The following is a 17,925-nucleotide window of genomic DNA, read 5'->3' as shown; positions in this document are numbered from 1 at the left end:
ATCGCATTCTCGCGGTCTCGAATCAGGTCATGTCCCGTCGGTTTAGCTGGCATGATGCCTGTCCCCTTGCCAGAAGACGGATTGTCCCGTTCTTCATATCTGCCCCCTCTTTTGACTGACTCCCATCACTTCTCACCTGATCGCCCTGTCATGGGAAAAACCATCATTCCGACGGCACGTTAACAATGTAATCTTGTGTTAACGGCTGTGCCGATCTGCGGCACGGCGCTACGCCGAGGCCGGGTGCCCGAAGATGAGGAGTTGTCGATGGCTCAGAGCGGTGCCCCGTCGGCGGTCGTCACCGCGCCCCGGGAACGGGATGGGACTCAGGAAGGCCCCGGATTGCTTGCCCTGATCCCCATGGAGGACGCCTGGAACAGCGAGATGGTGCTGCCCGGGGTCGTGATCGAAAGGCAGGAGATGTCGCTGTCGCCCGGTGGCTGGCAGTACCTCTTGCGTTGCCTGGACCCCGTGCCGCCTGGTTGGCCCCGCTCCAGGCCGCACAAGGCACCGCTGCTGGTCAAACGGCTGGTCATGGCGGTCGGCATGCGGCCTCCCGCGCGCCTGGCGCAGAAGGGCTGGTTATTGCTCAGCTGCCCGCGGGAGCGTGAGCGTATCGCCGAGCTGGTGCTGACCCCCGGCGGGCGACATTTCCTGAACCATGCGCTTCATGCCCGGCGGGCGAAGTTGGCCCCTGACTTCAGCGCCGAGCTGCGTGGCCTGCTCACCCGGGCCGGAGTGACGCCGCAAGAGGTGCTGTTTGGCCCGGAAACGCTGATGCAGTTGTACGGGCTGAGGAAGGCTCGCTATATCGATGTGTTGACCAGGGTGCCGGGACCGTCGCCGGGACCGTCACCGGGACCGTCACCGGGCGTGCCGCTCCGGGTCATCGGCTCGGATGAGCTCGGGCATTTCTCTACCGATAGCGCGCGGCGGCTCGAGGATGCCCGGCATCATGTCGTGTCGGATGGCTTGACGTTCGTGTCTTTCGGTATGGCTCGTGCCTTCAAGCGACACCGTGGTGTCTGGCGCGATCGCCTCGATCTGAGCATGATGCGCTCCCTGGAGCGGCGCCATCGCTGGCGCCTGCACCTGGCCCTGCTGGTCGACCGGATGCTGCCGTGACCTTCTCCGCCGGCCCGGGCATGTCTGCCCCAGGCGCCGAGGCCGGATTCACCACCACACCCACAGCGCCCCCATCGCCGCCATGCCCAGAAAGGCCGCCAGCCCCAGGCGGGCCGTGGGCAGGCGCCGCTCGCCGTGCTGCGTCAGCGTGGGGGCGGCCGGATCGTAGCGAACGGTCAGCCGGCTGCCCGGCGGCGTCTGGGCGAGAAAGGCCTCGGCGGCCTCCCGGCTGGGGAAGTCGGGAACGCCGTCGAAGCGTCCGTTGTCAGAGCGATACTCGCTCCCCTCGACCTCGAGGCGATAGTGGATGCGCGCCAGGAAACGCCGGGGATGATCGTCGCGATCGGCGCGGCGATGGTGGTCATCGACGGCCTGCACCTCGGTGCGCTCCACGGTGGCCTGCGCCTTGGGCCAGCGGTTGACGGCGCGCCGCCGCCACGCGCCGCGAAGGGCCAGGGCGGCGCCCGCGCCGCAGGCCAGGGCAATGAGAAGGGGAGTCACATTCGGCATGTCGGGAGTCCCTATGATTCAGTCCCTGCAACGGCTCTTTCAGGACATGATGACGCCAGCGGCGTCGTCTGAACAGGCCGAACCCGGTCAGGCGCTGGCGGTGGCGGTGCTGCTGTGCGAGGTGATCCGGGCGGACTATCGCCTGGAGGAGGCCGAGCTCGAGCACCTGTCGACGCTTCTCGCCGCGCGTTTCGGGCTGCCGGGCGACGAGGCACAGGCGCTGGTGAGCCAGGCCTGCGACGAGACGGAATCGGCGGTCGATCATCATCGCTTCCTGCGCGCGGTGCGCGATGGCTGCGACTACGACGAGCGGGTCGCGCTGGTTCGCGAGATGTGGTCGCTGGCGCTGGTCGACGGCGACAAGGATCCGCTCGAGGAGCATCGTATTCGTCGCCTGGCCGAGCTGCTGCACGTCGCGCACGGCGATTTCATCCGCACCCGCATCGAGGTGGAAGCCGGCGGCGAATGATCGCCGTGCCCTTGCTTCCCTCATGGCCTCTTCGTGATCATGGTGTCTTACGCATCGACGAGGGAATGAGCGGATGAGCAGTGGCACTATCGTACTGGGAGCGGGCATGGTTGGCGTGTCGGTGGCCTGGCACCTGGCCCGGCGCGGGCATGACGTCACCCTGGTGGATCGTCGTGAGCCCGGCCGCGAAACCTCGTTCGGCAATGCCGGCATCATCCAGCGCGAGGCCGTGCGGCCGTATCCCTTCCCGCGCGATCTCGGCACCCTGTGGCGCGTCCTGCCCAATCGGCAGGTGGATATCCGCTATCGCCCCGGCGGCATGCTCGAGTCGGCCGGCCCGCTCTGGCAGTACTGGAAAAATTCTTCCCCCGATCGGTATCGGCGGATCGTGCCCGAATACGCCTCGCTGATCGAACGCTGCCTGGACGCCCACGGGGCGATGATCGAGGCCGCAGGCGCCGAGTCGCTGGTGCGCCGCGAGGGTTGGCTCGAGGTGTATCGCCGTCAGTCCGCCCTCGAGGCTCGTCTGGCCCAGGCCGAAGAGAATGCGGCACAGTTCGGCGTGCGCTATCGTGCGCTCGACGCCGCGGCGCTGGCCGACATGGAGCCTCATCTGGGCGAAGGGCTGGCCGGTGCCATTCACTGGCTGGATCCCTGGACGGTGGCCGATCCCGGCGCGCTGGTCTCGGCCTATGCCGAGGCGTTCGAGCGTGAGGGTGGGCGCATCGTCAAGGCCGAGGTCGAGACGCTGTCGGGGGGCGATGGCCACTGGCGCGTCACCGCCGGGGCCGAGACGCTGTCGGCCGCGTCGGTGGTGCTGGCCCTCGGGCCCTGGTCGCGCCAGTGGCTGTCGCGGCTGGGCGTGTCGGTGCCGCTGTTTGCCAAGCGTGGCTATCACATGCATTACGTCAGCCGAGATGGCGCGCGACTGAATCACTGGGTGATGGATGCCGAGGTCGGCTATCTGCTGGCGCCGATGCGGGCAGGCATTCGCCTGACCACCGGCGCCGAGCTCGAGCGCCTCGAGGCGCCGCCGCATACGCAGCAGCTGGCGGCGGCCGAGGCGCGCGCCCGTGACCTGTATCCGCTAGGCGAGCGTCTCGATGCCGAGCCCTGGAAGGGCGCGAGGCCCTGCACGCCGGACATGAAACCGGTGATTGGCCGAGTGGAGGGGCAGGCGGGGCTGTGGTGCGCCTTCGGCCACGGCCACCAGGGCTTCACCCTGGGGCCGGCCACCGGGGAGCTGCTGGCGCAGATGATGGCGGGGGAGACGCCGGCGATCGACATGCGGCCGTTCCGGGTCGATCGCTTCTGAGTCGGCGGGCGAGGCGCCGCGCGCGGCTACTGGGCCTTGCGCTCCTCGCGATGGCGGCGCTTTTCCTTGACCACATGAATCAGCAGCTTGATCGCCAGGGTGAAGATGAACACCAGCCAGCCGGCGGTGGCCAGCACGTTGAACAGCAGCATCTTCTGGATGCCGTTGATCGGCGTGATCAGGTGCTCGATGAGAATGGCCAGCAGGAAGGCCAGGCCGAGGGGCAGGGCGAGGATATGCATCCACATCTCGGTGCGGCGCTTGCGCACGTGATACCGGCTCAACAGCACGCGGATGGGCCGGTGCACGAAGCTGATCATGATCAGGCTGCCGGCGATCAGCAGGGCCGCCATGGTGGGCTCGATGTTGTCGATGTACACCGAATAGCTCACCGACCAGTAGACCAGCAGCCACATCAGGCCGGCCAGGATGGCGACGAGGTCGGCGTAGTGACGTACCTTCGGCATGTTTTCTCCCGGAAATTCTGTCGGACGTGTCGCGGATCCGCCATGAGCGCTGACGCTTGGCCAGGGTCGCCGACATGATGCAGGCCGTCGCGCGACTCACGTCCTCGGGTCGCGGCGAGGGCTCGACAGGCCTGGCAGGATCCGCGCCCATGATACGGCATCGCGGCCGGCCGACCCACCCGTGTTCGCCGCTGTCGTGCGCTCGAACGGCCGGTGGGTCGTGCCGCCGACGGCCGGCCGCGTAAATCGCATCCCGGCCCGGGGCCCGCTTCCGGTATACTGCCGGCGACGCCGGGCCCGCGAGGCCCATTCCCGGAATCGCCGAGACAGGATTGATCGTGACTTCCTTGACCCTGACCCGCCCCGACGACTGGCATCTTCACCTGCGCGATGGCGCGGTGCTGTCCGCCGTGGTCTCCGCCAGTGCCCGGCAGATGGGCCGCGCCATCATCATGCCCAACCTCAAGCCGCCGGTGACCACCACCGAGCAGGCGCTGGCCTATCGCGATCGCATCCTGGCGGCGGTGCCGGACGGGCTCGACTTCGAGCCGCTGATGACGCTCTATCTCACCGATCGCACCTCGGCCGAGGAGATCGAGCGCGCCCACGCCTCCGGGCTGGTGCAGGCGGTCAAGCTGTACCCGGCGGGTGCCACCACCAACTCCGACTCCGGCGTCACCGACCTGGCCCACTGCGATGCGGCCATCGCCGCCATGGCGCGCCTCGGCATGCCGCTGCTGGTCCACGGCGAGGTGACCGACGCCGAGATCGACATCTTCGATCGCGAGGCGATCTTCATCGAGCGAGTGATGAAGCCGCTGCTGGAGCGCCATCCGTCGCTCAAGGTGGTCTTCGAGCACATCACCACGGCCGATGCGGCGGCCTTCGTGGCCGAGGCCCCGGCCAATATCGCGGCCACCATCACCGCCCACCATCTACTGTTCAACCGCAACCAGATGCTGGTCGGTGGCATCAAGCCCCACTATTACTGCCTGCCGATCCTCAAGCGCGAGCGTCATCGCCAGGCGCTGATCGAGGCGGCGACCTCGGGCAGCGGCAAGTTCTTTCTCGGCACCGACAGCGCGCCCCATGCCAAGGGCGACAAGGAAAGTGCCTGCGGCTGTGCCGGCGCCTACACCGCGCCGCACGCCCTGGAGCTCTACGCCACGGCCTTCGAGCAGGCCGGCGCGCTGGATCGTCTGGAAGGCTTCGCCAGCCACCACGGGCCGGACTTCTACGGACTGCCGCGCAATGCCGAGACCGTGACCCTGGCGCGTGAGGAGTGGACCCTGCCGGAGAGCCTGCCCTACGCCGATGGCCGGGTCATCGTGCCGCTTCCGGCCGGCGAGACGCTGGGCTGGAAGCTGCGCGACTAGCGCCTGCGTAGAGGCCCGGGCGACGCGTCCCAGGATACCCCGACGGCGGATGCCGTCGGGGTGTTTGTTTTGGGGCGTCACACATTTCGCAAGGCGGCTTGCCGCTTATTCCTCGGTCGTGGAGAGTTGCTCGTCGAGGAAGGCGAGGGCGGCGTCCATGGCGCCGTCGCGGGTCAGGAAGGCGGTGATATGGCCGCGCCATTTCTGCAGGTAGAGCTCGGCGGGAACGCCGGCGGCATCGAGGCGACGATACATGTCGGTGGCGTGATCCACCGGCACCAGGCCGTCCCGATCGCCGTGGAACAGGAAGTGGGGCGGCGTCTGTGGCCCGACCTGGCGGGCGGGGGAGGCCAGGCGATAGGCGCGGGGCTTCTCGGCACGGGTGCCGCCGATGAACTCCCTGACCAGGCGGCCGTCGTCGAACTTCATCAGGTCGCTGGGCAGGCCGCCGGCCACCACCGCGGCCAGGCGCGTCCTGTCGCCGCCGTAGGGCGTATCGAGCGGGGAGTCCGGCCGCTGCACGCCGAGCAGGCTGACGAGGTGGGCGCCGCTGGAATAGCCCACGCCCACGATGCGATCGGTGTCGATACGCCAGGCGTCGGCATGATCATGCAGCCAGGCCATGGCGATCTGCAGGTCGTGCAGCTGGGCGGGGAAGCGATGGTCGGGAGCGAAGCGGTAGGCGACGTTGGCGACCACGAAGCCGCGGGCGGCCAGTCGTTCGGCGATCGGCACCATGTCGCCGGGGTCGCGTCGCTGCCAGCCGCCGCCGTGGACGACCAGCGCCGCCGGGCGACGGGCCTCGCCCGGGGTGTCCGGCAGATAGACCTGGGCGGTCAGCGGGGCGGGCCATTCCGGCGGCGTGTAGACGCGATCGGATAGCCGCCGGAAGGACGTCTCGACCGTGGCGGGGGTATCGTTCGGGGCCTCGATGGCCGGGGCGCCATCGGTGCTGCGCTGGCTGGCGCAGCCGCCGAACAGCAGGGGCAGGCACAGGGCCAGCCCCAGCAGGCGGGAACGGCGCCCGGGCACTCGTCAGTCCTCGACGACGACGCTCGCGGTCGCCGGCTCGGCGAGCCGCGCCACCATGGCGGTGACCATGCGCGTCGAGTGGTCGGCGGCCTTGTCGAGGAACTCCTCGAACGACAGGTGGTTGTCGCCACCGCCGGCGATGTCGGACAGGGCGCGGATCACCACGAAGGGGCAGCCATAGAGATGGCAGGTCTGGGCGATGGCCGCGGCTTCCATCTCGGCGGCCAGCATGGTGGGGAAGCGCGAACGCGTCTTGGCCACCAGCTCGGGGCAGGCCATGAAGACGTCGCCGGTGGCGATCAGGCCCTCGACCGCGCGGACCTCGTTCATTGCCTCGACGCACTCGCGGGCGACCGTGACCAGGCGCTGGTCGGGCAGGTAGGCGGCCGGCATCTGTGGCACCTGACCATGCTCATAGCCGAACACCACGGCGTCGACGTCGTGGTGGCGCACCTCGCTGGAGACGACCACGTCACCGATCTCGAGCCCTTCGCCGAAGCCGCCGGCGGAGCCGGTGTTGATGATCGCCTCCGGCTGGTACATGTCCATCAGCAGGGTGGTGCCGATGGCGGCGTTCACCTTGCCGATCCCGGACTGCAGCACCACCACCTCGACGCCGTGCAGCCGGCCCTGGTGGAAGGTGGAGCCGACGTGGGTGCGGGTCTCACGATCCTCGAGCATGTCCGCCAGTCGGGCGACTTCCTGGGCCATGGCGCCGATGATGCCGATGCGTTTCATCTATCCGGTGTCTCCGCGAAGTGAAGGGGTCAGAGGGAAGGGGCCGGCGTCGTCGCCGAAGACCTGGGCCCATTCGTCACGCTGGGTGAGAAAGCCGCGGGCGGTGCCCTTGGCGATCCTCGCGCGTCGTGGGGAATCAGCGGCACATTTTAACGAAATCGGGCCACGGGTGCACGGCAGTGGCCGGCTTCCGTGGCCCAATGGGCGCCGACGCTGGGCGTCAGCCCTTGCTATCCATGGCGTCGTGCATCTCGGCGGCGAGCAGGGTGTTCTCGAGCAGCGAGGCGACGGTCATCGGGCCCACGCCACCGGGAACCGGGGTGATGTAGCTGGCGCGGGCGGCGGCGGGCTCGAATTCCACGTCGCCGATCAGGCGGCCGTCGTCCTGGCGGTTGATGCCGACGTCGATGACGATGGCATCGTCGCGGACCCACTCGCCCTTGACCAGGCCCGGCATGCCGACGGCCACCACCAGCAGCTCGGCGCGGCGCACGTGCTCCTCGAGGTTCCGCGTGAAGCGGTGGCAGACGGTCGTGGTGCAGCCGGCCAGCATCAGCTCCAGCGCCATGGGGCGGCCGACGATGTTGGAGGCGCCGACCACGGTGGCGTCGAGGCCGCGAACGTCCACGCCGGTGTCCTGCAGCAAGGTGATGATGCCCTTGGGCGTGCAGGGCCGCAGCAGCGGCAGGCGCTGCGCCAGGCGGCCGAGGTTATAAGGGTGAAAGCCGTCGACGTCTTTATGGGGGAGGATGCGCTCGAGGATCGGGCGCGAATCCAGGTGGTCGGGCAGCGGCAGCTGAACCAGGATGCCGTCGACGCTCGGGTCGGCGTTGAGGCGGTCGACCAGGCCCTCGAGTTCGGCCTGTGAAGTCTCGGCGGGCAGCTCGTACTTGATCGACTGAATGCCGGCTTCCTCGCAGGCGCGCTGCTTGTTGCGCACATAGACGGAAGACGCCGGATCCTGCCCCACCAGCACGACGGCCAGTCCCGGGACCCGTGCGCCGGCCTCGTGGCGTGCCTGCACCTGGCGTGCGACCTGCTGGCGAACTCGGGCGGCAATGGACTTGCCATCGATCAGTTGGGCGGACATCGAGTTTTCCTCTGGGTGAAAAGAAGACGGTGAGAAAAAGAGCGGCGATTTTCGCATGAGCCGGCGTCCAGGCAAAGCAATCTCGGCGCTCAGGCGCGTGAGCAGGGCAGAGGAGAAGAGGGCGTCGGCTAACATCCTGATCAAGGGGCATTGTGGCTTGACGAACGCGGAGAGATCCGTAGAATACGCAGCGCTCGATGAGGCCCCTGCGGCGGCGTCGAGGCCGTGCAAGAGCCGGCGGGGTGTAGCGCAGTCTGGTAGCGCGCCTGCTTTGGGAGCAGGATGTCGGGGGTTCAAATCCCTCCACCCCGACCACAAGATGTTGATTGAATAGAAAAAAATTCAATTTTCCTCTTGCGGTAAGATGCTCGGGAACGTAGAATGCGCCCATAGCTCAACCGGATAGAGCAACGGCCTTCTAAGCCGTAGGTTGCAGGTTCGAGTCCTGCTGGGCGCGCCAGTCAGTATGGCGTCTATGCGGTCTCGTGTCGGTCGAGCGGAAATCGAAATGGTGGATGTAGCTCAGTGGTAGAGCCCCGGATTGTGGCTCCGGTGGTCGTGGGTTCGATCCCCATCATCCACCCCATTTCGATATCACCCCAGGCAGTGGTGGATGTAGCTCAGTGGTAGAGCCCCGGATTGTGGCTCCGGTGGTCGTGGGTTCGATCCCCATCATCCACCCCATTGCCTCCCCTTCTTTATATGATTCTGATGGTTCGGATTCTTGGCGCTGCCACCCATTCTGAGGTGAGCGGCGATTCTGTCGTTTCCGTGTCAGGGTCGCCTCGTGGACGGCTGACATCGCGTCACGGAGAATCGGCGCCGAGCCCTTGTCTAATCGGGTGATCGCCCCCATATCTTCACGCATTGGCGCTTGCCACTGCTGGGCGGGATTCATAGAATCCATGCCCTTGAACGTTTGAACGCTCTTCACGCAGCGCTTTTTTACACACTGAACGCCCCAGTCGGTAGAGGACAATTCATGCAAGTTTCCGTCGATACGACCTCCCAGATTGAACGCCGCATCACGGTGCAGGTGCCGGCCGCCGAAATCGACGATGCCGTTGCCGCTCGCCTCAAGGACGCCGCCAAGAACGTGCGCCTGGATGGTTTCCGTCAGGGCAAGGTGCCGATGTCCGTGATCCGCCAGCGCTACGGCCGTGGCGTGCGCGACGAGGTGGTCGGCGAGGTGATGCGCGAGCGTTACGTCAAGGCCATCACCGACGAGAGCCTGAATCCGGCCGGTAACCCGCAGATCGAAGCCCACGTCAACGAGGCGGGCAAGGATCTCGAGTTCACCGCGACCCTGGAGATCTATCCGGAAGTCGAGCTGGCCTCCATCGAAGGCACCGAAGTCGAGCGTCCGGTGGCCCAGGTGACCGACGCCGACGTCGACGAGATGATCGAGACCCTGCGCAAGCAGAACGCCGCCTGGGAAGAGGTCGAGCGTGCCGCCGAGGATGGCGACCAGGTCAACATCGACTTCCAGGGCTACCTGGGCGACGAGCCGTTCGAAGGCGGCAGCGCCGAGGGCCACGACCTGGTGATCGGTTCCGGCAGCTTCATCCCCGGCTTCGAGGAGCAGCTGATCGGTGCCAAGGCCGGTGAGGACAAGGAGATTAAGGTCACCTTCCCCGAGGACTACCAGGCCGAGCAGCTGGCCGGTCAGGAAGCGACCTTCAAGGTCAAGGTCAACGGCGTCAAGGCGCAGGCCCTGCCCGAGATCGATGCGGCCTTCGTCGAGAAGTTCGGCGTCGAGGACGGCGATCTGGCCAAGTTCCGTGACGAGATCACCAAGAACATGACCCGCGAGGCCGCCCAGGCCGTCGACAACCGCGTCAAGCAGCAGGTACTCGAGGCGCTCAAGCAGGCCAACGACATCCCGGTGCCGCAGGCCCTGGTGCAGCAGGAGACCGACGGTCTCAAGCGTCAGGCCGCCCAGCAGTTCGGCCTCGGCGAGGACTTCGACGTCAGCCAGCTGCCGGACGAGCTGTTCGCCGAGCAGGCCAAGAGCCGGGTGCAGATCGGTCTGCTGCTGGCCGAAGTGATCAAGGTCAACGAGCTCGATGTCTCCGATGACGAGATCAAGGCCAAGGTCGAAGAGCTGGCCCAGCAGTACCAGGAGCCGCAGCAGGTCGTCGAGTACTACATGGGCAACGACCAGATGAAGGATCAGGTCAAGTCCGCGGTCCTCGAAGAGAAGGCCGTCGACGTGCTGCTGGCCCAGGCCAGCGTCAAGGACGTCGAGATGAGCTATCAGGAGGCGCTGGCCGCCGCTCAGCAGCAGGGTGGCGAAGCCGACGACGAAGAGGCCGACGAGGCCGACGCCCAGGCCTGATGGTCGTTTCCGCCTTCCCGTCCGCCGCGGGCGGGAAGGCGGTCATCCCGCCGGGACGCGTGGATCGGCGTCGGCGAGCGGCGTTTTCCTCCTCTGTCGAGAGGCGGCGTTGAATAGTCCGCTATTCACCCCCACCTCATCCTGAGGTAAGACAACGTCGTGACCCTCGCGAGATCAGCCGGCCCGGCGGGCTACTGGTGTCGCCCCCACACATCGGACGCAAGGACATCATCATGAGCAACGAGTTCGATACCCAATCCGCCGGCGGCCTGGTGCCGATGGTGGTCGAACAGAGCGCACGCGGCGAGCGGGCCTACGATATCTACTCCCGCCTGCTCAAGGAGCGCGTGATCTTCCTGGTGGGGCCGGTCGAGGACTATACGGCCAACCTGCTGGTGGCACAGATGCTGTTCCTGGAGTCCGAGAATCCGGACAAGGACATTCATCTGTACATCAACTCGCCGGGTGGCTCCGTCACCGCGGGGATGTCGATCTACGACACCATGCAGTTCATCAAGCCCGACGTCTCCACCGTGTGCATCGGTCAGGCGGCGAGCATGGGTGCGCTGCTGCTGGCCGGCGGCGCAGCGGGCAAGCGCTACTGCCTGCCCAATTCGCGGATGATGATCCACCAGCCCCTGGGCGGCTACCAGGGTCAGGCCTCGGACATCGAGATCCACACCCGCGAGATCCTCGGCATCCGCGAGAAGCTCAACCAGATTCTGGCCGACCATACCGGTCAGGACTTCGAGACCATCGCTCGGGATACCGACCGCGACAACTTCATGAGCGGCCCTCAGGCGGCGGAATATGGCCTGATCGACGCCGTGCTGGATAAGCGGCCGACATCCTGATAGCGTGAAATCAACCACGCTGTGATTACGTGATTCCCGGCGGCCCGCGGGCCGCCGCTGCGAGAGAGGTACGCGAATGGCCGACGGCAAAGGCAAGGACGAAGGCGGCAAACTGCTGTACTGCTCGTTCTGCGGCAAGAACCAGAACGAAGTGCGCAAGCTGATTGCCGGCCCGTCCGTCTATATCTGCGACGAGTGTGTCGATCTGTGCAACGACATCATTCGCGAGGAGGTGCTCGATGCCGATGCCGAGAGCGACGAGGAGCGTCTGCCTGCCCCCCGCGAGATTCGTCACACCCTCGACGACTATGTGATCGGCCAGGACCGCGCCAAGATGGTGCTGTCGGTGGCGGTCTACAACCACTACAAGCGGCTTCGTTACGCGTCCAAGGACGAGGTGGAGCTCGGCAAGTCGAACATCCTGCTGATCGGCCCGACCGGTAGCGGCAAGACGCTGCTGGCCGAGACGCTCGCGCGGCTGCTCAACGTGCCGTTCACCATCGCCGATGCCACCACGCTCACCGAGGCAGGCTACGTCGGCGAGGATGTCGAGAACATCATCCAGAAGCTGCTGCAGAAGTGCGACTACGACGTGGACAAGGCCCAGCGCGGCATCGTCTACATCGACGAGATCGACAAGATCTCGCGCAAGTCGGACAACCCGTCCATCACCCGGGATGTCTCCGGTGAGGGCGTGCAGCAGGCGCTGCTCAAGCTGATCGAGGGCACCACCGCCTCGGTGCCGCCTCAGGGTGGCCGCAAGCATCCGCAGCAGGAGTTCGTCCAGGTCGACACCACCAACATGCTGTTCATCGTCGGCGGCGCCTTCGCTGGCCTCGACAAGGTCATCCGTGACCGCGCCGAGAAGGGTGGCATCGGCTTCAATGCCGAGGTGAAGAGCAAGGATGAGACCAAGGGCGTCGGCGACCTGCTGATGGACGTGGAGCCCGAGGATCTGGTCAAGTTCGGCCTGATTCCCGAGTTCGTCGGTCGTCTGCCGGTGATCGCGACCCTGACCGAGCTCACCGAGGATGCGCTGATCCAGATCCTCACCGAGCCGAAGAACTCGCTGATCAAGCAGTACGCTCGGCTGTTCGAAATGGAGAACGTCGAGCTCGACTTCCGCGAGGATGCCCTGCGGGCCGTGGCCCACAAGGCCATGGAGCGCAAGACCGGCGCCCGCGGCCTGCGCTCGATCCTCGAGTCGGTGCTGCTCGACACCATGTACGAGATTCCTTCCCTGGAAGGCGTCTCCAAGGTGGTGATCGACGCCTCCGTCATCGCCGGTGAAAGCGAGCCGCTGCTGATCTACTCCCAGCAGGAATCGCCGAAGGTCGACGGCACCGACGGCTGAGGCGCTCGTCTCGCTCCGGTGCGGCGCCCCCCGATGGGCGTCGTCGACCCAAGGGCCGCTTCGGCGGCCCTTTTCTTTGCGCCGTCATTGCCATGGCCTTGCAATGCCGCGTCATCGCCCCCACTCCTTGGGTATCTCCACTGATCGTTTGAGGAAGGTCTGCGATGCAGCAGAACGCCGAACAGACCCAGAGTCTGCCCCTTTTGCCGCTGCGGGACGTGGTCGTCTACCCGCAGATGGTCATCCCGCTGTTCGTCGGCCGTGAAAAGTCCATCCAGGCACTGGAAGCCGCCATGGAGGCCGACAAGCGCGTGCTGCTGGTGGCGCAGCGTGAGGCCAGCAAGGACGATCCCGATAACGAGGACCTGTTCGCCATCGGCACCGTGGCCGAGATCATGCAGCTGCTCAAGCTGCCCGACGGCACCGTCAAGGTGCTGATCGAGGGCGAATCCCGGGCCGACATCCAGGACATCCTGGCCGTCGACGAGGGCTACAGCCGCGCCGAGGTGGTGCTGCGCGATAGCGAGCCGCTGTCCGAGCGCGAGCAGGAGTCGCTCGTGCGCGTGCTGCTCAACCAGTTCGAGCAGTACGTGAAGATGTCCAAGAAGGTGCCCAATGAGGTGCTCAACTCGCTGTCGGGCATCGAGGATCCGAGCCGGCTGGTGGACACCATCTGTGCCCACCTGTCGCTGAAGATCGACGACAAGCAGCAGTTGCTCGAGATGGATCGCGTGCGCGACCGCATCGAGCACCTGATGGCGCTGATCGAATCCGAGATCGATCTGCTTCAGGTGGAGAAGCGCATCCGCTCGCGGGTCAAGGACCAGATGGAGAAGTCCCAGCGCGAGTACTACCTGAACGAGCAGATGAAGGCCATCCAGAAGGAGATGGGCGAGCTCGAGAACGCGCCCAACGAGGCCGACAAGTACGAGCAGGCCATCGAAGAGTCCGGCATGCCCAAGGACGCCGCCGAGAAGGCGCGTCAGGAGCTCGGCAAGCTGCGCATGATGACGCCGTCCTCCGCCGAGGCCACGGTGGTGCGCTCCTATCTGGACTGGCTGATCGCGGTGCCGTGGAAGAAGCGCACCCGCGTGCGCCACGACCTCGCCCACGCCCAGCAGGTGCTGGACGAGGATCACTACGGCCTCGAAGAGGTCAAGGAACGCATCCTCGAGTACCTGGCCGTGCACAAGCGGGTCAAGAAGCTCAAGGGTCCGGTGCTCTGCCTGGTGGGGCCGCCCGGCGTCGGCAAGACCTCGCTGGGGCGCTCCATCGCCCGCGCCACCAACCGCAAGTACGTGCGTCTGGCGCTCGGCGGCGTGCGCGACGAGTCCGAGATCCGCGGTCACCGGCGGACCTACATCGGCTCGCTGCCCGGCAAGCCGATCCAGCGCATGAGCAAGGCCGGGGTCAAGAACCCGCTGTTCCTCCTCGACGAGGTCGACAAGGTCGGCATGGACCACCGCGGCGATCCCTCCTCGGCACTGCTCGAGGTGCTCGATCCGGAGCAGAACGACAAGTTCAGTGACCACTACCTGGAGCTGGACTACGATCTGTCCGAGACCCTGTTCATCTGCACCGCCAACTCGATGAACATTCCGGGGCCGCTGCTCGACCGCATGGAAGTGATCCGTCTGCCCGGGTACACCGAGGACGAGAAGCTGGCCATCGCCAAGCGCTACCTGGTGCCCAAGCAGCTCAAGGCCAACGGCTTCAAGGAGGACGAGCTCGGCTTCGCCGATGAGGCGCTGCTGGAGCTGATCCGCTACTACAGCCGCGAGGCTGGCGTGCGCGAGCTCGAGCGCCAGATCGCCAAGGTCTGTCGCAAGGTGCTGCGCGAGCGTATCGAGCAGGAAGCCAAGGAGGGCGCCCAGGCACCGGCGATCCTGGCCGCGGCCGATATTGAGGCCTATGCCGGCGTGCGTCGCTACAGCTACGGCCTGGCCGACCAGGAAGATCAGGTGGGCCGCGTCACCGGCCTGGCCTGGACCTCGGTGGGCGGCGAGTTGCTCAACATCGAGTCGGTGGTGACCCCCGGCAAGGGACGCATCAACAAGACCGGTTCGCTGGGTGACGTGATGAAGGAATCCGTGAGCGCCGCCCAGACCGTGGTGCGCGCACGGGCCGCCAGCTTCGGTATCGATCCCGAGCGGTTCGAGAAGGAAGACCTGCACATCCACGTGCCGGAGGGCGCGACGCCGAAGGATGGCCCCAGCGCCGGCGTGGCCATGGTCACGGCGATGATCTCCGCCTATACCGGCCGGCCGGTTCGCTGCAACGTGGCCATGACCGGTGAGGTCAATCTGCGCGGCGAAGTGATGCCGATCGGTGGCCTCAAGGAGAAATTGCTGGCCGCCAGGCGCGGTGGTATAAATACCGTGCTTATTCCGGAGGAGAACCGCCGAGACCTCAAGGAGGTCCCGGACAACATCAAGCAGGCACTCGATATCCGACCCGTGCGTTGGATCGACGAAGTCCTCGAGGTGGCCCTGAGCGAAAAGCTCGGTGCACCGGATGAAGATTCTCGAGCGGAAGACGAGGCCTCTTCTCACTCGATGATCAGTACACACTGACGACTTTTTTCCCTATTGCCGGGGTGAAAACCCCGGCATGACGGGGATTGTCAGGGAAGGTTGCTTGACACGTCTTTCATCGCATTGCTATAAACTACCGCCATGCTGTGATCGCGTCAGTCAGCCGTAAGTCTCGCCGATTAGAGCCAATTTACGTAACAGTCAAGGGGTGAAGTGTGAACAAGTCCGAGCTGATCGAAGCCATTGCTGCGTCTGCCGATATTCCCAAGGCAGCCGCTTCCCGTGCGCTGGACGCCATGGTCGACGCCGTGGCTGACAGCCTGAAGAAGGGCGACAGCGTCTCTCTGGTGGGTTTTGGCACCTTCACCGTCAAGGAGCGGGCCGCGCGTACCGGCCGCAATCCGCAGACCGGTGAGCCGATCGAGATCAGCGCCGCCAAGGTGCCGAGCTTCAAGGCCGGCAAGGCGCTCAAGGATTCCGTCAACTAAGGATACGGCCTCGCCGTCTTCCTGACCGACGTTTCCCTACAGGCGCACCGCTGTCGCGGTGCGCCTGTTTTGTTTCGGGGCCCCGACGCGGAGCCGGGCGCAAGGCGCTCGCCCCGTCGCGTGGCCAGTGCGGACGCATGTAAGATGTGCGTCCTGACCCACTAGATCCGCAGAGGCCTGCATGCTGCAAAGTATTCGTGACCGCTCCACCAGTTGGGGCGCCAAGATCCTGGTCGGCGCCGTGGTGGTGACCATGGCCCTGTTCGGCGTCGAGTCCCTGGTGGGGCTGCTGAACAGCGACGGTGAAGAGGTCGCCACCGTCAACGGCGAGCCGATCACGCGTCAGCAGCTCGAGCTTCAGGTGCAGCGGGCCATCCGCAGCGGCCAGGTGCCGCCGGAGCAGGAGCGTCAGCTGCGCGCCGAGACGCTCGACAGCCTGATCACCAACCAGCTGCTGACCCAGTATGCCGAGGAGGGCGGCCTGCATCTCTCCGACGCCCAGATCGACCAGCTGATCGTGAGCCTGCCGGAGTTCCAGGACGCCAACGGTCGCTTCGACAGTGAACTGTTCCAGAACCGCCTGGCCAGCGCCGGCTTCACGCCGATCACCTTTCGCGCCCAGCTGCGCGAGGACATGAAGCGTCGCCAGCTCCAGCAGGGGCTCACGGTCAGCGAGTTCAGCCTGCCGAGAGAGCAGGAGCGGCTGGCCGAGCTGCAGCGCCAGGCGCGCACCTTCCGCCACTATGCCCTGACGCCGGCCGATCTGGACGCGGCGCCGGAGATCAGCGACGCCGACCTGCAGGCCTACTACGACGCTCACGCCGAGGCCTACCAGCGTCCCGAGCAGGTCAAGCTCGCCTACGTGGTGCTCGACAAGCAGGCCATGGCCGATGATGTCGAGGTCAGCGACGAGGACCTGCGCCTGGCCTGGCAGGACGAAGCGGCCAGCGCCGATCGTCGTGTCTCACACATCATGGTCAGCTTCGGCGACGAGCGCAGCCGCGAGGAGGCCGAGGCCCGCCTGGAGGAGGTCAAGTCCCGGCTGGCCGACGGCGAGTCCTTCGCCGATCTGGCCGCCGACTATTCCGACGACACCTCGACCAGCGATGCCGGCGGCGACCTGGGCGTGATCAGCCGTGGCTTCTTCGGCGAGGCCTTCGAGGACGCGGCCTTCGCCCTCGACGAGGGTCAGGTCTCGGATATCGTCGAGACCGACAACGGCCTGCACCTGATCCAGGTCACCGAGCTCGATCGCCCGTCGTTCGAGCAGGCCCGCGACCGTCTGCGTCAGGACGTGGCGCTGGAGAAGGTCGATGACGCCTTCAACGACAAGGCCCAGCAGCTGATCGACGAGAGCTTCGCCGCCGAGGACCTGGCCAGCGTGGCCGAGACTCTGGGCCTCGAGCGTCAGCAGAGCGACTGGGTGAGCCGTGACGCCGCCGACGGCGTGCTGTCAGAGCCCGGCGTGATGCGTCAGGCCTTCAGCGATGACGTGCTGGAGGAGGGCTTCAACAGCGAGGTCATCGAGCTGGACGAGGATCGCCGCATGGTGCTGCGCGTGGTCGAGCATCGCGACGCCACCACGCTGCCGCTGGACGAGGTGCGCGACCGTGTCGTGGCGGCCGTCGAGACCGACAAGACGCGCGAGGCTCTCGAGGCGCGCGCCGACGAGATGCTGGCCTCGCTACGCAGCGGCGAGACGCTGGGCCTCGACTGGCAGCGGGCCGACTCGCTGAATCGTCAGGGGCAGAGCGAGTTGGCCCAGCCGGTGATCGAGGCCGCCTTCCGCCTGCCGCATCCGTCCGAAGGCGAGACCGTCTACGGTCGCGCCGGGGATGGCCAGCGGGTGGTGCTGATCGGGCTGGAGTTCGTCACCGCGGGTGAGGCCAACGCGCAGATCGAGTCCTTCGTGGCGCGCATGGCGCAGCAGCTGCGCTCCCAGGCCGCGGTCAACGGGCTGCTCGACCACCTGCGCGAACAGGCCGAGATCGAGCGTCCTTGACGGGCGACCCCGCTCGCGGGATCCCGCGAGGGGAGAAAAGGAAGGTGAAAAGGGGGCTTCGGCCCCCTTTTTCGTGGCCGTCGTTCGTGGCTTTCTTTAGGTCTGCCGTTCGGCCGGCGATGACGTCCCTGGGGGCCGGGTGATCCGGCCTCGAATTTTATACCGTTATCTTCCAATCCCTTGCCACCGGTCGAGGGGCTTCGCTCTGGGGGCGGGGGCCGTGAGCATGCGAT

The 17,925-nt window shown here is 66.3% G+C and carries 15 protein-coding genes and 4 tRNA genes; 14 read left to right on the top strand and 5 right to left on the bottom strand.

Going from position 1 to position 17,925, the window contains the following annotated elements; genetic code table 11:
• Window positions 1-267: 267 nt before the first annotated feature.
• Complete coding sequence (locus ACGTNF_RS03900; protein ID WP_394600490.1) at window positions 268-1,125, top strand: hypothetical protein; 858 nt, start codon at window positions 268-270, stop codon at window positions 1,123-1,125.
• 48 nt (window positions 1,126-1,173) lie between these two features.
• On the opposite strand, the gene ACGTNF_RS03895 is transcribed toward ACGTNF_RS03900, so the two are convergent.
• Window positions 1,174-1,635, bottom strand: a complete 462-nt coding sequence (locus tag ACGTNF_RS03895; RefSeq protein ID WP_394600489.1) for a DUF3592 domain-containing protein — start codon at window positions 1,633-1,635, stop codon at window positions 1,174-1,176.
• A 13-nt stretch (window positions 1,636-1,648) separates the two neighbouring features.
• Between ACGTNF_RS03895 and ACGTNF_RS03890 the strand changes: the two genes are divergently transcribed.
• Window positions 1,649-2,104, top strand: a complete 456-nt coding sequence (locus tag ACGTNF_RS03890) for a tellurite resistance TerB family protein (RefSeq protein WP_394600488.1) — start codon at window positions 1,649-1,651, stop codon at window positions 2,102-2,104.
• 73 nt (window positions 2,105-2,177) lie between these two features.
• Window positions 2,178-3,419, top strand: a complete 1,242-nt coding sequence (locus ACGTNF_RS03885; protein ID WP_394600487.1) for an NAD(P)/FAD-dependent oxidoreductase — start codon at window positions 2,178-2,180, stop codon at window positions 3,417-3,419.
• 26 nt (window positions 3,420-3,445) lie between these two features.
• Here the strand turns inward: ACGTNF_RS03885 and ACGTNF_RS03880 are convergent, their stop codons facing one another.
• Window positions 3,446-3,886 carry a hypothetical protein gene (locus ACGTNF_RS03880; RefSeq protein ID WP_152479023.1) on the bottom strand — a complete coding sequence of 147 codons (441 nt, stop codon included), beginning with the start codon at window positions 3,884-3,886 and terminating at the stop codon, window positions 3,446-3,448.
• A 338-nt stretch (window positions 3,887-4,224) separates the two neighbouring features.
• Between ACGTNF_RS03880 and pyrC the strand changes: the two genes are divergently transcribed.
• Entirely contained in the window at window positions 4,225-5,262 is a 1,038-nt protein-coding gene (gene pyrC / locus ACGTNF_RS03875) for a dihydroorotase (RefSeq protein ID WP_394600486.1), read from the top strand.
• Between the two features lie 105 nt (window positions 5,263-5,367).
• On the opposite strand, the gene ACGTNF_RS03870 is transcribed toward pyrC, so the two are convergent.
• The 3 genes from ACGTNF_RS03870 to folD form a co-directional block, all read right to left on the bottom strand.
• Entirely contained in the window at window positions 5,368-6,294 is a 927-nt protein-coding gene (locus ACGTNF_RS03870; protein WP_016855025.1) for an alpha/beta hydrolase, read from the bottom strand.
• 3 nt (window positions 6,295-6,297) lie between these two features.
• Window positions 6,298-7,032 carry a 5'-methylthioadenosine/S-adenosylhomocysteine nucleosidase gene (gene mtnN / locus ACGTNF_RS03865; RefSeq protein WP_016855024.1) on the bottom strand — a complete coding sequence of 245 codons (735 nt, stop codon included), beginning with the start codon at window positions 7,030-7,032 and terminating at the stop codon, window positions 6,298-6,300.
• A gap of 220 nt (window positions 7,033-7,252) precedes the next feature.
• The gene (gene folD / locus ACGTNF_RS03860; RefSeq protein WP_394600485.1) at window positions 7,253-8,122 is read right to left on the bottom strand and encodes a bifunctional methylenetetrahydrofolate dehydrogenase/methenyltetrahydrofolate cyclohydrolase FolD; all 870 of its coding nucleotides are present in this window, start codon (window positions 8,120-8,122) and stop codon (window positions 7,253-7,255) included.
• A 238-nt stretch (window positions 8,123-8,360) separates the two neighbouring features.
• Here folD and ACGTNF_RS03855 point away from each other — a divergent pair.
• From ACGTNF_RS03855 to ACGTNF_RS03810, 10 genes are all read left to right on the top strand, one after another.
• Window positions 8,361-8,437: transfer RNA gene (locus ACGTNF_RS03855), tRNA-Pro, on the top strand.
• 68 nt (window positions 8,438-8,505) lie between these two features.
• Window positions 8,506-8,582, top strand: a tRNA-Arg gene (locus ACGTNF_RS03850).
• Between the two features lie 51 nt (window positions 8,583-8,633).
• A tRNA-His gene (locus tag ACGTNF_RS03845) sits at window positions 8,634-8,708 on the top strand.
• A gap of 23 nt (window positions 8,709-8,731) precedes the next feature.
• A tRNA-His gene (locus ACGTNF_RS03840) sits at window positions 8,732-8,806 on the top strand.
• A gap of 298 nt (window positions 8,807-9,104) precedes the next feature.
• Window positions 9,105-10,460 carry a trigger factor gene (tig, locus tag ACGTNF_RS03835; RefSeq protein WP_394600484.1) on the top strand — a complete coding sequence of 452 codons (1,356 nt, stop codon included), beginning with the start codon at window positions 9,105-9,107 and terminating at the stop codon, window positions 10,458-10,460.
• A 233-nt stretch (window positions 10,461-10,693) separates the two neighbouring features.
• The gene (clpP, locus tag ACGTNF_RS03830) at window positions 10,694-11,314 is read left to right on the top strand and encodes an ATP-dependent Clp endopeptidase proteolytic subunit ClpP (RefSeq protein WP_016855021.1); all 621 of its coding nucleotides are present in this window, start codon (window positions 10,694-10,696) and stop codon (window positions 11,312-11,314) included.
• 76 nt (window positions 11,315-11,390) lie between these two features.
• Window positions 11,391-12,668, top strand: a complete 1,278-nt coding sequence (clpX, locus tag ACGTNF_RS03825) for an ATP-dependent Clp protease ATP-binding subunit ClpX (protein ID WP_016855020.1) — start codon at window positions 11,391-11,393, stop codon at window positions 12,666-12,668.
• Window positions 12,669-12,832: 164 nt separating this feature from the next.
• Window positions 12,833-15,241, top strand: a complete 2,409-nt coding sequence (gene lon, locus ACGTNF_RS03820; protein ID WP_152479017.1) for an endopeptidase La — start codon at window positions 12,833-12,835, stop codon at window positions 15,239-15,241.
• 176 nt (window positions 15,242-15,417) lie between these two features.
• Window positions 15,418-15,690, top strand: coding sequence for a non-specific DNA-binding protein Hbs (hbs, locus tag ACGTNF_RS03815; RefSeq protein ID WP_016855018.1), 273 nt, complete (start codon window positions 15,418-15,420; stop codon window positions 15,688-15,690).
• 181 nt (window positions 15,691-15,871) lie between these two features.
• Window positions 15,872-17,692 carry a SurA N-terminal domain-containing protein gene (locus tag ACGTNF_RS03810; protein WP_394600483.1) on the top strand — a complete coding sequence of 607 codons (1,821 nt, stop codon included), beginning with the start codon at window positions 15,872-15,874 and terminating at the stop codon, window positions 17,690-17,692.
• Window positions 17,693-17,925: the final 233 nt, after the last annotated feature.

The sequence above is a fragment of the Halomonas sp. B23F22_10 genome (assembly GCF_043496975.1).
GTDB lineage: Bacteria > Pseudomonadota > Gammaproteobacteria > Pseudomonadales > Halomonadaceae > Halomonas > Halomonas smyrnensis.
Note: the sequence above shows the minus strand (reverse complement) of the source record. Positions and strands in the feature narration are given on the sequence as shown.

What these genes read in the sequence shown, in the direction of transcription:
- ACGTNF_RS03900 (WP_394600490.1), top strand. Translation starts at nt 268, where the DNA reads ATGGCTCAGAGCGGTGCCCCGTCGGCGGTCGTCACCGCGCCCCGGGAA.
- ACGTNF_RS03895 (WP_394600489.1), bottom strand. Translation starts at nt 1,635, where the DNA reads ATGCCGAATGTGACTCCCCTTCTCATTGCCCTGGCCTGCGGCGCGGGC.
- ACGTNF_RS03890 (WP_394600488.1), top strand. Translation starts at nt 1,649, where the DNA reads ATGATTCAGTCCCTGCAACGGCTCTTTCAGGACATGATGACGCCAGCG.
- ACGTNF_RS03885 (WP_394600487.1), top strand. Translation starts at nt 2,178, where the DNA reads ATGAGCAGTGGCACTATCGTACTGGGAGCGGGCATGGTTGGCGTGTCG.
- ACGTNF_RS03880 (WP_152479023.1), bottom strand. Translation starts at nt 3,886, where the DNA reads ATGCCGAAGGTACGTCACTACGCCGACCTCGTCGCCATCCTGGCCGGC.
- mtnN (WP_016855024.1), bottom strand. Translation starts at nt 7,032, where the DNA reads ATGAAACGCATCGGCATCATCGGCGCCATGGCCCAGGAAGTCGCCCGA.
- folD (WP_394600485.1), bottom strand. Translation starts at nt 8,122, where the DNA reads ATGTCCGCCCAACTGATCGATGGCAAGTCCATTGCCGCCCGAGTTCGC.
- tig (WP_394600484.1), top strand. Translation starts at nt 9,105, where the DNA reads ATGCAAGTTTCCGTCGATACGACCTCCCAGATTGAACGCCGCATCACG.
- clpP (WP_016855021.1), top strand. Translation starts at nt 10,694, where the DNA reads ATGAGCAACGAGTTCGATACCCAATCCGCCGGCGGCCTGGTGCCGATG.
- clpX (WP_016855020.1), top strand. Translation starts at nt 11,391, where the DNA reads ATGGCCGACGGCAAAGGCAAGGACGAAGGCGGCAAACTGCTGTACTGC.
- lon (WP_152479017.1), top strand. Translation starts at nt 12,833, where the DNA reads ATGCAGCAGAACGCCGAACAGACCCAGAGTCTGCCCCTTTTGCCGCTG.
- ACGTNF_RS03810 (WP_394600483.1), top strand. Translation starts at nt 15,872, where the DNA reads ATGCTGCAAAGTATTCGTGACCGCTCCACCAGTTGGGGCGCCAAGATC.